Annotated in this window: 11 protein-coding genes; 8 read left to right on the top strand and 3 right to left on the bottom strand. The window is 40.5% G+C overall.

Going from position 1 to position 12,280, the window contains the following annotated elements:
* Positions 1-506: 506 nt before the first annotated feature.
* From H6G75_RS03150 to H6G75_RS03115, 8 genes are all read left to right on the top strand, one after another.
* Positions 507-1,037: an NYN domain-containing protein gene (locus H6G75_RS03150; RefSeq protein WP_015114631.1), complete on the top strand. Its 531-nt coding sequence runs from the start codon at positions 507-509 to the stop codon at positions 1,035-1,037.
* A gap of 89 nt (positions 1,038-1,126) precedes the next feature.
* Positions 1,127-2,719, top strand: a complete 1,593-nt coding sequence (locus H6G75_RS03145; protein WP_190978541.1) for a 2-isopropylmalate synthase — start codon at positions 1,127-1,129, stop codon at positions 2,717-2,719.
* 216 nt (positions 2,720-2,935) lie between these two features.
* Entirely contained in the window at positions 2,936-3,628 is a 693-nt protein-coding gene (locus H6G75_RS03140; RefSeq protein WP_190978540.1) for a Uma2 family endonuclease, read from the top strand.
* A gap of 424 nt (positions 3,629-4,052) precedes the next feature.
* Entirely contained in the window at positions 4,053-4,640 is a 588-nt protein-coding gene (locus H6G75_RS03135; protein WP_190978539.1) for a TetR/AcrR family transcriptional regulator, read from the top strand.
* 24 nt (positions 4,641-4,664) lie between these two features.
* Positions 4,665-5,954 (top strand): ABC exporter membrane fusion protein, encoded by a 1,290-nt coding sequence (locus tag H6G75_RS03130; protein ID WP_190978538.1) that lies wholly within the window; start codon positions 4,665-4,667, stop codon positions 5,952-5,954.
* Positions 5,955-6,013: 59 nt separating this feature from the next.
* Positions 6,014-7,174 (top strand): ABC transporter permease DevC, encoded by a 1,161-nt coding sequence (gene devC, locus H6G75_RS03125; protein WP_190978537.1) that lies wholly within the window; start codon positions 6,014-6,016, stop codon positions 7,172-7,174.
* Between the two features lie 13 nt (positions 7,175-7,187).
* Positions 7,188-7,940, top strand: a complete 753-nt coding sequence (locus tag H6G75_RS03120) for a DevA family ABC transporter ATP-binding protein (RefSeq protein ID WP_190978536.1) — start codon at positions 7,188-7,190, stop codon at positions 7,938-7,940.
* A 271-nt stretch (positions 7,941-8,211) separates the two neighbouring features.
* Positions 8,212-8,850: a MotA/TolQ/ExbB proton channel family protein gene (locus tag H6G75_RS03115; RefSeq protein ID WP_190978654.1), complete on the top strand. Its 639-nt coding sequence runs from the start codon at positions 8,212-8,214 to the stop codon at positions 8,848-8,850.
* A gap of 58 nt (positions 8,851-8,908) precedes the next feature.
* On the opposite strand, the gene H6G75_RS03110 is transcribed toward H6G75_RS03115, so the two are convergent.
* The 3 genes from H6G75_RS03110 to H6G75_RS03100 form a co-directional block, all read right to left on the bottom strand.
* The gene (locus H6G75_RS03110) at positions 8,909-9,160 is read right to left on the bottom strand and encodes a UPF0175 family protein (protein ID WP_062294983.1); all 252 of its coding nucleotides are present in this window, start codon (positions 9,158-9,160) and stop codon (positions 8,909-8,911) included.
* Between the two features lie 40 nt (positions 9,161-9,200).
* Positions 9,201-10,097, bottom strand: a complete 897-nt coding sequence (gene rsmH, locus H6G75_RS03105) for a 16S rRNA (cytosine(1402)-N(4))-methyltransferase RsmH (protein ID WP_190978535.1) — start codon at positions 10,095-10,097, stop codon at positions 9,201-9,203.
* A 104-nt stretch (positions 10,098-10,201) separates the two neighbouring features.
* Positions 10,202-12,112 (bottom strand): M48 family metallopeptidase, encoded by a 1,911-nt coding sequence (locus H6G75_RS03100; RefSeq protein ID WP_190978534.1) that lies wholly within the window; start codon positions 12,110-12,112, stop codon positions 10,202-10,204.
* Positions 12,113-12,280 lie beyond the last annotated feature (168 nt).

Here is a 12,280-nt window from a genome sequence, read left to right as displayed (position 1 = left end):
GAAATGACTCCAGCTGATTGTGTCCGGGTTACATTTGCCAAAACGCCTCTGATTTTGTTAACAGGAAAACCGATATGTGGATTAATATACTTGAAATCTCTCCTTTGATTCCCAGTTTCCTCTCGTTTCTACATTTGCCTGAACAGATAACTTTACTTAACTCAACTGTATGTATATATGAGCATTAGCCAATATCCTCCTTTCAGACCGATGCCTTACCTCTTTAGGAGTAAAATTGACACTTATATCACTAAGAATGCTGTTACTCAGTCAACTTTATTGGTAGATTTTGATCATAGGACATATTTATATAGTGTTAGAGGTTAAACTATCCCACACCCAGCAGCTTGGGTTGATGTTTGCGTCAAATTTATGCTTTGCAAGAGGTAAGATAAAGGCTATACATGGGGAACTCGTTCCCAGCTATTAGCAAATTTATGATTTAAGAGTTGCTATAATCTATTGTTCAATCTAAATTCATTGCTATATTTTAGGTGTAAATTTTTATGGGTTCCCCTATGAATCGTCTGTCTATTTTTGTAGACGGAAATAATATGTTCTATGCTCAACAAAAAAATGGCTGGTTTTTTGACCCTCGGCGAGTATTAGAATATTTCAAACATGAGCAATCAGAGACGACTTTAATTAATGCTTTTTGGTACACGGGCTTAAAAGACCCGCAAGATCAACGAGGTTTCCGAGATGCTCTCATCAGTCTAGGTTACACAGTCCGAACGAAAATTCTCAAAGAATACTATGATGATACTTCCGGTCGCTATTCCCAAAAAGCAAATTTAGATATAGAAATTGTCGTAGATATGTTTAATACTGTAGACCAGTACGATCGGGTAGTTTTATTTAGTGGTGATGGTGATTTTGAACGAGCTATTGAACTATTACGATCTAAAAATACACATATTACAGTAGTGTCTACAGAAGGAATGATTGCCAGAGAGCTGCGTAATGCTACGGACAGATATATAGATTTGAATGATATTAGAGACCAAATAGAAAAAGTGGATGGTCAAGTACCTTAGCAATAATTATTTACAAAAATAAGAGCGAAACAACTAAGGTTACAAATATTTAAAATAAAAGAACTACACCTAAACAAAAAACCAAAAAGATGAATAAACCAGAGCGAATTATCATTTTTGATACGACACTCCGAGATGGTGAACAATGCCCAGGTGCGACGCTGAATATAGATGAAAAGCTGGCGATCGCTAAACAACTAGCCCGTTTAGGCGTAGATGTGATTGAAGCTGGTTTTGCCTTTGCAAGTCCAGGAGATTTTGAAGCAGTCAGTAAAATTGCTCAAACTGTAGGGACAGAAGATGGCCCGATTATTTGTAGTTTAGCTAGAGCCAGACACGACGATATTAAAACAGCCGCCGAAGCCATCAAAGGGGCGGCGAAGGGGAGAATTCATACATTTATTGCAACTTCTGATATTCACTTGCAATACAAATTGAAAAAAACGCGACCAGAAGTAGTGGCGATCGCGGAAGAAATGGTCGCTTATGCTAAGACTTTTACAGATGATGTGGAATTTTCGCCGGAAGATGCAGGGCGTTCTGATCCAGAGTTTTTGTATCAAGTATTAGAACGGGCGATCGCGGCTGGGGCCACTACAGTTAATATTCCTGATACTGTGGGTTACACAACTCCCAGCGAATTTGGGGCATTAATTAAGGGCATTAAAGAAAATGTCCCCAACATTGATCAAGCAATTATCTCCGTTCATGGTCATAACGACTTAGGTTTAGCCGTTGCTAACTTTTTAGAAGCAGTCAAAAATGGCGCAAGGCAATTAGAATGCACTATTAATGGCATTGGAGAACGTGCCGGAAATGCCGCCTTAGAAGAATTAGTCATGGCGCTGCACGTCCGCCGTCAATATTTCAATCCCTTCTTAGGTAGACACGTTGATTCCGAAGAACCATTAACAAATATTGACACCCGACAAATTTACAAAACATCCCGTCAAGTTTCAAGTCTGACAGGAATGCTAGTACAACCCAATAAAGCAATTGTCGGCGCAAATGCCTTTGCCCATGAATCTGGTATCCATCAAGATGGGGTATTAAAAAATAAACTCACCTACGAAATTATGGATGCCCAATTGATTGGTTTAACAGACAATCAAATTGTCTTGGGCAAACATTCCGGTAGAAATGCTTTCCGCACCCGCTTAAAAGAATTGGGCTTTGAGTTATCCGAAACCGAATTAAACAAAGCCTTTGTGCGGTTTAAAGAGGTTGCTGATAAAAAGAAAGAAATTTCTGATTGGGACTTGGAAGCAATCGTCAATGATGAAATTCAACAAGCACCCGATTTGTTTAAAGTAGAATTGGTGCAAGTTTCCTGCGGTAGTAATGCTCGTCCCACAGCTACAGTCACCCTCCGCACCCCAGATGGCGAAGAATTAACTGATGCCGCTATTGGTACTGGGCCAGTTGATGCAGTTTACAAAGCAATTAACCGCGTTGTCAACGTACCTAATCAGTTAATTGAATTTTCTGTGCAGTCAGTAACCGCTGGTATTGATGCCATAGGCGAAGTCACTATTCGCTTGCGCTACGAATCAAGAGTATTTTCTGGTCATGCAGCCAACACAGACATCATAGTAGCATCCGCGCAAGCTTATGTTAATGCGTTGAATCGTCTTTACGCATCCTTGCAAACAAAGCAACAGCCAGAAGAAGTGACTGCCTAGATATATAGGACTTACGCACCAAGATTGTCTGTGGAGGTCGGGTTTAGGGGTGAAAGGGTATGGGGTGTAGGAGTTTTAGATACATACACCCTTACACCCTTACACCCTAAATCAAGGTTTTTGGAGCATAACGTAAAAAACCTACACCTGTCAGGGATTGGGTGTGGGGGTGAAAGGGTATTAATTAGGATAAAAATAAAGGTTGCGGCCATAATTATGGTTCTACGTTTGACAGTTCCTCCCTTAGAAAATGGCGATCGCTTGACTCGCTTTGAATTTGAACGGCGTTACAATGCCATGCCTAAGTTAAAAAAAGCTGAATTAATTGAAGGAACTGTCTACATGGCTTCACCTCTGCGTTTTGAACCCCATGCTGAACCCCACGCCGACTTAATGGGCTGGTTATGGAATTACAAAATTGCAACCCCAGGAGTACGCCTCGGTGATAACCCGACTGTGCGCCTTGATTTAGACAATGAACCCCAACCCGATGCGCTGTTATTGATTGATGCTCAAGCTGGGGGACAATCTCGTTTTAGCCAGGATGGTTATATAGAAGGCGCACCAGAATTAATTGCCGAAATTGCCGCCAGTAGTGCCACAGTTGATTTAGGTGACAAAAAGCGTGCTTATCGGCGCAATGGCATTAAAGAGTATATTGTCTGGCAAGTCTTTGACCAGCAGATTGATTGGTTCTGTTTGGAAGCAGGAGAATATGTGAATCTGCAACCGAATCAAGCTGGGATATTTCAAAGCCAAGTCTTTCCAGGCTTGTGGTTAGATAGGTCGGCATTGTTAGCAGGTGATATGCAGCAGGTATTAACTGTATTACAGACAGGCCTGAGTTCTCCTGAGCATAAAGCTTTTGTACAACAGTTAAACCAAATAATGGAATCAAACAGTCATTAGTCCTTTGTACTGACAAAGCTTAAAGTCGAGTCAGTTGCTTGAGCGAGCTGGCGTTGCTCGAAGGCTTTCTGCTCAGAACTTTGTCAGAGAAAATAAGACATAAAATAAGCACCCTAAATGCGAATGTGATTCTGCTTGACATCGCCAACAGTAAAGCCTACATTAAGAAGTGTATATAAGTGTAAATTGAACATTTACTGCTAATAGACTGCTGTGAATTAGCAAGTTGCCTGTATTCAAAACCTATTCATAGTTAAACCACACTACATCAGACCAACGGATTTCACTTTTTTCTGTGTAGCCTATGTTTTCATTAATGCCTTGTGTAAGCATGTTCTTACGTAGTGATTTATAAATAACGAACGTTCGATATAAAAACTGATCGCCCCCAGATTTACATCCCAAATCCACAATCATTTGACTTATGCCCAAAATTGTTGACCATGACCAATACCGGAAAGAACTTCTCAGCAAATGCTTTGATTTATTTGCTCAAAAAGGTTATGGCTCGGTGACTATGCGGCAGATTGCTCAAGAAATGGGGGTTTCGACAGGGACTTTGTATCACTACTTTTCTAGTAAAGAAGCCTTATTTGAACAATTAGTAGAGGAAATTTCACAGCAAGATGTGAGTGCGGCTTTGGCAGAACTAGAAGGTAAAGAAACTCTGTCAGAAGCAATGACAGCTTTAGGGAAATATCTAGTAAAAAACGAGGATTACTTTATTAAGTGGACATTTGTTTGGGTTGATTTTTGTCAACATCAAGACTCAGAGAAACTGCGACATCAAAGCAGTGTTTTTAAACGTGCTAATCAACGCTATCAACAAGCTGCTTGTAGTTTTTTGGGAGTTCAAGATCAGGTTTTAGCTTCTTTTGTCTTGAGCTTTGTAAATGGATTAATTTTGGAGAAATTATGTGGAGATGAAACTATTGATTTTGTAGAGCAATGTACGTTGCTGGGGAAAATGTTGACAGCTTATTTGCAACAAAACAGCACAATTCAGAATTAGCAATTTGAATTTCTAGAGGGGAATATGGGACAAAATCTACTATTGAAATCTGCCAATAAAAAATTATTGGGTTTAGTGATTGGGGCTACGGCTATTACTGGGGGAATTGTGGTTTATGGTGTTTCGCAATTTGGGTTAATTGGACGCACAGCTTCTCAAGAACCGACGACTGTAACCGCCTCAGTACCAAAGGTTTCAGCTTTAGCCAGACTCGAACCAGAAGCAGAAGTGATTAGCTTATCTGCGCCCTTAGTTTTGGATGGCGATCGCCTCCAGGAAATTCGGGTGCAAGAAGGTGATATTGTCAAACCTGGACAGATCATCGCCATTTTAGATTCGCGCGATCGCTTAGAAACTGCCGTACTCCAAGCAGAGAAACAAGTGCGTGTCGCCCAAGCCAGACTGGATCAAGTTAAAGCAGGTGCAAAAGCTGGGGAAATTCAAGCACAAAGAGCCAACGTCGAGCGTTTACAGGCTCAATCTGTAGGAGATTTTATCGGACAACGGGAAGCGATCGCCCGGATTGAAGCGCAATGGGAAGGCGATCGAATCGCCCAAGCCGCCAGCATTCGGAAACTGGAAGCAGAACTCCGCAACGCCCAAGCTGAATATGAACGTTATCAAAAACTGTATACCGAAGGCGCAATTTCTAACTCTGCCTTTGACAGTAAACGCTTGATTGTTGAAACAAGCAAACAACAACTAGACGAAGCCAAAGCAGTTTTAGGGCGAATTAACTCCACCGCCAGCAGACAACTAGCAGAAGCGAAAGTTTCTTTAGCGCGGATTAACGCCACTGGGAACAAACAAGTTACCGAAGCCAAAGCCACACTCACCAGTATTGCCGAAGTCCGTCCTGTGGATGTGCAAGCCGCCAGAATGGAAGTAGAAAATGCGATCGCCGCACTCAAACGCGCCCAGACTGACCTACAAGCAGCTTATATTAGAGCGCCAATGACTGGACAAATCCTCAAGATTCACACCAGAGTGGGTGAAAAAATGAGTGACAAGGGCATTGCAGACTTAGCGCAAACCGAACAAATGATTGCAGTTGCCGAAGTTTATCAAACAGACATCGGCAAAGTCAAACTCGGACAAACAGCCACAGTCACCAGTCCAGCATTTAACGGCGAACTGCGCGGTGAAGTTTACTATGTTGGCTTACAAGTCAACCGCCAAAACGTATTTAGCAACGAACCCGGAGAAAACTTAGATAGCCGAGTTATAGAAGTCAAAATTCGCCTCAATCCTGAAGATAGTAAAAAAGTTGCAGGTTTGACAAACTTGCAAGTGCAAACAGCCATTGAAATTTAGGGAGTAGGGAGTGGGGGAAAGTTACACCAATGACAAATAACAAATGACAAATAACCAATATGAAACTATTTCTCAAAACGCCATTAGCATGGCGACAATTATTAAAAGAAAGAACTCGCCTCTTAGTAGCAGTCGCAGGTATTACCTTTGCCGATATGCTGATATTTATTCAGATGGGGTTTGAAGGAGCATTATTTGATGCGGCTATCAAACCACATCGCAGTTTACAAGCAGATTTGGTATTAATTAATCCCCAATTTCAAACCCTGTTCTCTGTTAAAAGCTTTTCCAGAGAGCGACTGTACCAAACATTAGGTTATGAGGGTGTGCAGTCGGTAAGCCCAGTTTATATTGGCACTGGACAATGGCGCAATCCCGACACCCGATTAGAACGTGCCATTTTAGTTTGGGGGATTGATCCAGCGAAATCTGTTTTTAATTTTCCCGAAATTCAAAACAACCTAGACCAAATTAAACAATTGAATCAAGTGCTGTTCGACCAAGCAGGTCGTCCAGAATATGGCGCTGTAGGGGAGATTTTTCAGAAAACTGGCAAGTTTGAAACGGAATTGAACAGTAAAAATGTCAGCGTCAAGGGTGTGTTTAGTAATGGTGCGTCTTTCGCTGCTGATGGTAATGTGATTGCCAGTGACTCTACCTTTTTACAAATTTTTCCCCAACGCAAAGCAGAGAGTATTGAAGTTGGGTTAATTGCTCTCAAACCAGACGCAGATCCAAAAAAATTACAAGCGCAACTGATTGCAGGATTACCCAAAGATGTTGTTGTCCTGACTCCAGAAGAATTTGCCCAAATTGAAAAAGCCTACTGGTCTAGTGGTACAGGAATTGGCTTTATTTTTGGGTTAGGTGTAGGAGTTGGTTTTATTGTTGGTATCGTCATTGTTTACCAAATTCTTTATTCCGATGTTTCCGACCATTTGCCAGAATATGCAACTTTAAAAGCAATGGGTTATACAGATCGCTATTTGTTAGTAGTGTTGTTCCAAGAAGCATTATTTCTGGCTATTTTAGGCTTTCTGCCAGCATTTTTTCTATCTATTGGCCTATACAAACTTACCTATGCTGCCACTATGCTGCCTATCGTGATGAGTTCGCAACGGGCTATTAATGTATTTGTTTTGACGTTAATTATGTGTACAGGCTCAGGTGCGATCGCGATGCGTAAACTCAGTGCTGCTGACCCTGCTGATATTTTCTAACCATCCAAATTTTATGTTACAAGAATCTCTGCCTGTAAATTCCTCCGACTCACTGGGTAATTTAGAACCTGTAATTACCGTTCATCAATTAAACCATTACTTTGGGGAAGGTAGTTTAAAAAAACAGGTTTTATTTGATATTAATTTAGAGATTAATGCTGGTGAAATTGTAATTATGACTGGCCCCTCTGGTTCCGGTAAAACCACTTTGTTAACATTATTAGGGGGGCTACGATCTGCCCAAGAAGGCAGTTTAAAAATTTTAGGACAAGAAATTTGTGGTGCGAGTAAACGCAAATTAACAGTGCTACGTCGTCAAATTGGCTATATTTTTCAGGCGCATAACTTGATGACCTTTCTCACAGCCAGAGAGAATGTCCGTATGTCTTTAGAATTGCATGATGAATACCTGAATGAAAATATGGATGCCAAAGCGATCGCTATGCTAGAAACAGTTGGCTTAGGCGAACGTGTAAACTATTACCCAGAGAAACTTTCCGGTGGACAAAAACAACGGGTAGCGATCGCTCGTGCCTTAGTCAGTCATCCTAAAATTGTCTTAGCAGACGAACCAACAGCCGCACTCGATAAAAAATCTGGACGCGATGTTGTGGAATTAATGCAGAAACTCGCTAAAGAACAAGGCTGTACAATTTTGCTAGTTACCCATGACAACCGGATTTTAGATATTGCCGATCGCATCATTTATATGGAAGATGGAATACTCAAAAGTGATGGTGTAGATGTAGCAACAACAATGCACTAAAGTAGAGCATCGATTCAGTAATCAAAAACCTAACCCCCCAGCAAAATGCCCCTCAGACTGGAAGTCTGGGGCTACACAAACGAAGTCCGCCTACGCGGACTAATATATGCAAATAGCCTGGGTTCGGCTTTGCTGTTGCCGATAGGCTAGGCAGGCGTTGTTCTTGTAGCCGCGACTTCTAGTCGTTCGGCTTAATTATAAAAAAGCAAACTAATGACAAATGACCAGTGACAATTGACAATGAAAAATTGACAATTGACTCTTGACGAAAATGCAAATTAGCAATTTATTCGCGGCTGGTGGCGTAGTGATGTGGCCGCTGCTGGGGTTCTCTCTGTTAGCAGTGGCTTTGATTCTTGAACGTATTTTCTTTTGGATTAAAATTACCAATCGCCAAAATCCTGTTGTCAAAGAAGTACTCAAGCTTTATCGTTCAGATAATGTAGTTGGTGCTTTAAACAAATTACAGCAAAATACAGATTTACCCATCGCCCGAATTTTTCTCGCCGCTTTAGAATTAGAAGAACCAACACCAGAAGAGTTTCGTTTGGCGCTAGAAAGTGAAGCACAAGCCGAAATACCCTTACTCAAACGCTTTCAAAACATTTTTGATACAATCATTGGTCTTGCACCATTATTAGGTTTGTTGGGTACAGTTTTAGGCTTAATTACTTCCTTTGCTTCGCTAAATATTGGTGATGTAGGTAGTACAAAAACAGTAGGTGTCACTGCGGGGATTAGTGAAGCTTTGGTATCCACCGCATCAGGATTAGTCGTGGCTATTTTTACCCTGTTGTTTGCAAACACCTTCCGAGGACTCTACCAGCGTCAACTAGCACGCATTCAAGAGTATGGTGGACAGTTAGAGTTACTCTATCGCCGCCGTTATGAAAGGAGAGATAAATTTTAATGATATTAAAAGTGCTGAGTGCTGAGTGCTGAGTAGAAACTCAGCAACAATGGCAGAGTTAGTCATCGCTCAATTCGTCAGCGATTTGGTCATCATCAAGGTTAATCACAGGAACTTGTAAACGTCCTAGTTCGTACATAAACTGGGGTTTGTTCATATTGCAAAAAGCCGCTGCTTTACCGAGTGAGAGTCTTCGTAACTCAAATAATTTAACAGCAAGCAAAAACGTGAGTTCTGCTTCTAAAGCTTGGGGTGATTTACCAGAAGTAATAAGTAAGTCATCAGGATATTGCAGGGAGAGGATGTGCATTGTTCCTAACTCTGTTTTTATTTTAATTATGCTTGAATATTCAGTTAACTCTTTCTGCTATTCTCAGTTTGGCAGAACGCGATCGCGGGTTATTACTAATCTCTAACTCTTGTGCAGTGATTGGCTTTTTGGTGATTACTCGCAACAGTGGAGAATTGCGTAAACCATGCTTAACTAAGCGGTCTTCTAAACTATGAAAACTAATTACCGCAATTCTCCCACCAGGAACCAGGGCATTCGGCGCGTTTGCTAAAAAAGTTTCTAAAGACTTTAACTCATCATTGACCACAATTCGCAAAGCTTGAAAGGCGCGGGTTGCTGGGTGAATTCTACCATAACGGTATTTGGGAGGAACAGCAGAGGCGATCGCTTCCGCTAATGCTGTTGTTGTATCAAAGGGACGGCGTTCGACAATGCGTCTAGCTATACGTCGAGATAATCTTTCTTCACCGTATTTAAAGAAAATATCTGCAAGTTCCGCTTCCTCCCACTCATTAATTACATCCGCCGCAGTTAGGGAAGCTTGTTGATTCATCCGCATATCTAAACTTGCAGTGTTGCGAAAGCTAAAACCCCGTGCGGGAGTATCTAACTGATAAGAACTTACTCCCAAATCGGCGAGAATACCATTAAAAGTAGCTGAGGGAAAAGAATAAGCTGCAAAGTTACTTTGAATAAATTCTACGCGATCGCCAAACTCCGCTAATTCTTTCTTTGCTGCGGCTAAAGCATCCTCATCTTGGTCAATAGCCGTTAACTGTACATCCGGTGAAGCTTGTAAAATCAACCGACTGTGGCCACCACCACCGACAGTTGTATCCAGATAATGACCTCCCGCAGACACCGCTAAACCTGCAATTACTTCTTGCGGTAACACAGGTAAATGAGAAAATATCTGTTCGTCAATAATCAGCGATGAGGAAGAATCAGAATTCATTAGACTTAAAGCAAAAATCTGTAGTAGTCCTATTGTATAGACATGCGAGACAAAGAGTTACTAACTATTCTGAATTCTGATTCCTGATTCCTGAATTCTTAGGTTCATTTTTTAATTTTCTGTTGGTAAATAGTTGCCTCTGGTATTTGTTTAAACTTCTTCTCAAAATTGAGATTAGTATTCAAAATAAAGCAAAATACTGCTCCTGGTAATTCAATTTCTTTTAACAGTGCGTCAACAAGTTGTGCGTTATCGGTTTCGTGATTGCTTTCCCAAAAGCTGAATTTTCGCATTACAGCCAGGATATACAGTGGTTTTTCGGGAAAATACTGCACAACTTTTTGGACTAGATAAGCCGTTGTAATATTGGGATAGCGAGATAATTGCTGACGTAGATGAGTTATTTCTGCATCAGCAAGACTATGGGTTTTAAATTCATCAGTTACATTTAAACTAGCGCGTTCTTCTTGACCACGTAAGAGCAAATCATAATGTTCTTCGGCAAGCTCATGATATAGTTCTGCTCGATCATCTTGTCCTTGTCGTTTGAGGAAAGCACCAATTATTTGATAACCATCAATGGCAATGTCTATATCTTTGGCGATCGCTCTTTCAATATGTTCTATGCCACTAGCATCTTGTTGTTTTAATAGTATTTGCCCTAATAGGTAATTTGCGGAAGCGTGGGTATGATCTAATTTAATTACTTCGCGCAACAATGGTATGACTGCTTCTTCACCTTCTAACTCAAATGTTAACAACGCTCTTGTCGTTGCTTCTCCTAATGATAGCGTTTGTTTTTCAGCCTTAGAGTTGAGTTTATCTAAGATAGCTAATGATTGTTGCACTTCAGCATATTTTTGTCTCCAAGGTGTGGCGATTTTCTCACACCAAGTCTGACTAAAATTATCTCTAACTTGTTCAAAAGCGTGACCTAAATATTCTTGTGCTGCACTAATCAGCATTGGTGCAGCAACTGATAATTCTTCTTGAATACCAGGAACAAAGCCTAAAGCTTGTAATCTATCTGTGAGGGAAGGGTGAGTATCTGTATAATTCGTTTTTTCTGTTAGTGATTGTGCTAAATAAATACTGGCTTCTCTCAGAGGTACTCCTTGAGTTAAAGCTGTTTGCATAGCGGTATAACTCGTTTTTGGTGGCTCAACTTCTGTTTGAACTTGATGATAAATATTAGACCAAAAATAGTTTTCTAAAAATCTAATTTTTACCTTGCGATTCATCAAAAATTTGGCGGTGTTTTCTACGCCTGTGATTTCCACAGCCAATCTATCAACTTCATATTCGTGTAGTCTGGCTAATTCAAAAGAATAAGCTGAAAAAAATGGAATATACCACTGTAAAAACTTATGAAAAACTACCCACAATGATTCATTGCGACTTTGTTCTAGTAATTCTTGAATCCGATACCAAATGAGACGTTGACGATAAATCCAAGCACTGAAGCGATGATAATTTCCTGATAAATGTCCCAACTCATGAACTAAAACCGCCCGAAATTGTTCAGGTGGCAATGCTAACATTAATGGCAAACCAACAATCAGGTAATTTTGATACCAGCCAAATAAACCTAAGCGTGGTCTCTGCACAACGGTGGCATTAAAATCTGTGGTAAGTAAGATATGATGAAATCTCGGAGCCTTTAATTTTGTAGTGAGATCATCAACCAAACAAAACAAGCTAGGTGCATCTTTGCGGCGTAATGCTAACCCTGTAGGTGGGGGAACTGATACCCAAAGCGATCGCAATAATATAATAGCGATCGCTAGTAAAAAAATCACACCTTTAATAGTTCCACGGCTAAATGATCTAGCATTGAACATCAACCAGCCAATAGTTAGCAGTAATGCCACACTTACAGCTAAAATCATGACTATGTAGGCGTAACCTAACACAGCCAGACATGCAACGTGAAATCTATAAAGAGTTGGCTGTTGACTAGCAAAAATTTCTAATCTCTGAATTAGCTTATCAAAACGCTGTTGATCGAAAGCCATAGATGTTTACTAGCTTGTTCAATTTGCAATATAGCTGACACCATATATGCTTGACTTACGTAAAAATGCAGAACTATTCAGTCATTTATTCTTTGTGCCATTCTACGTAAATATATAATGCTTGGAATTGATACTTTTTAGGACAGGTAAAATACCTGTCCTAATTGT

Source organism: Nostoc sp. FACHB-280, assembly GCF_014697615.1.
In the GTDB taxonomy this organism is placed as follows: Bacteria; Cyanobacteriota; Cyanobacteriia; order Cyanobacteriales; family Nostocaceae; genus Nostoc_B.
Note: the sequence above shows the minus strand (reverse complement) of the source record. Positions and strands in the feature narration are given on the sequence as shown.

What these genes read in the sequence shown, in the direction of transcription:
- H6G75_RS03150 (WP_015114631.1), top strand. Translation starts at nt 507, where the DNA reads ATGGGTTCCCCTATGAATCGTCTGTCTATTTTTGTAGACGGAAATAAT.
- H6G75_RS03145 (WP_190978541.1), top strand. Translation starts at nt 1,127, where the DNA reads ATGAATAAACCAGAGCGAATTATCATTTTTGATACGACACTCCGAGAT.
- H6G75_RS03140 (WP_190978540.1), top strand. Translation starts at nt 2,936, where the DNA reads ATGGTTCTACGTTTGACAGTTCCTCCCTTAGAAAATGGCGATCGCTTG.
- H6G75_RS03135 (WP_190978539.1), top strand. Translation starts at nt 4,053, where the DNA reads ATGCCCAAAATTGTTGACCATGACCAATACCGGAAAGAACTTCTCAGC.
- H6G75_RS03130 (WP_190978538.1), top strand. Translation starts at nt 4,665, where the DNA reads ATGGGACAAAATCTACTATTGAAATCTGCCAATAAAAAATTATTGGGT.
- devC (WP_190978537.1), top strand. Translation starts at nt 6,014, where the DNA reads ATGAAACTATTTCTCAAAACGCCATTAGCATGGCGACAATTATTAAAA.
- H6G75_RS03120 (WP_190978536.1), top strand. Translation starts at nt 7,188, where the DNA reads ATGTTACAAGAATCTCTGCCTGTAAATTCCTCCGACTCACTGGGTAAT.
- H6G75_RS03115 (WP_190978654.1), top strand. Translation starts at nt 8,212, where the DNA reads ATGCAAATTAGCAATTTATTCGCGGCTGGTGGCGTAGTGATGTGGCCG.
- H6G75_RS03110 (WP_062294983.1), bottom strand. Translation starts at nt 9,160, where the DNA reads ATGCACATCCTCTCCCTGCAATATCCTGATGACTTACTTATTACTTCT.
- rsmH (WP_190978535.1), bottom strand. Translation starts at nt 10,097, where the DNA reads ATGAATTCTGATTCTTCCTCATCGCTGATTATTGACGAACAGATATTT.
- H6G75_RS03100 (WP_190978534.1), bottom strand. Translation starts at nt 12,112, where the DNA reads ATGGCTTTCGATCAACAGCGTTTTGATAAGCTAATTCAGAGATTAGAA.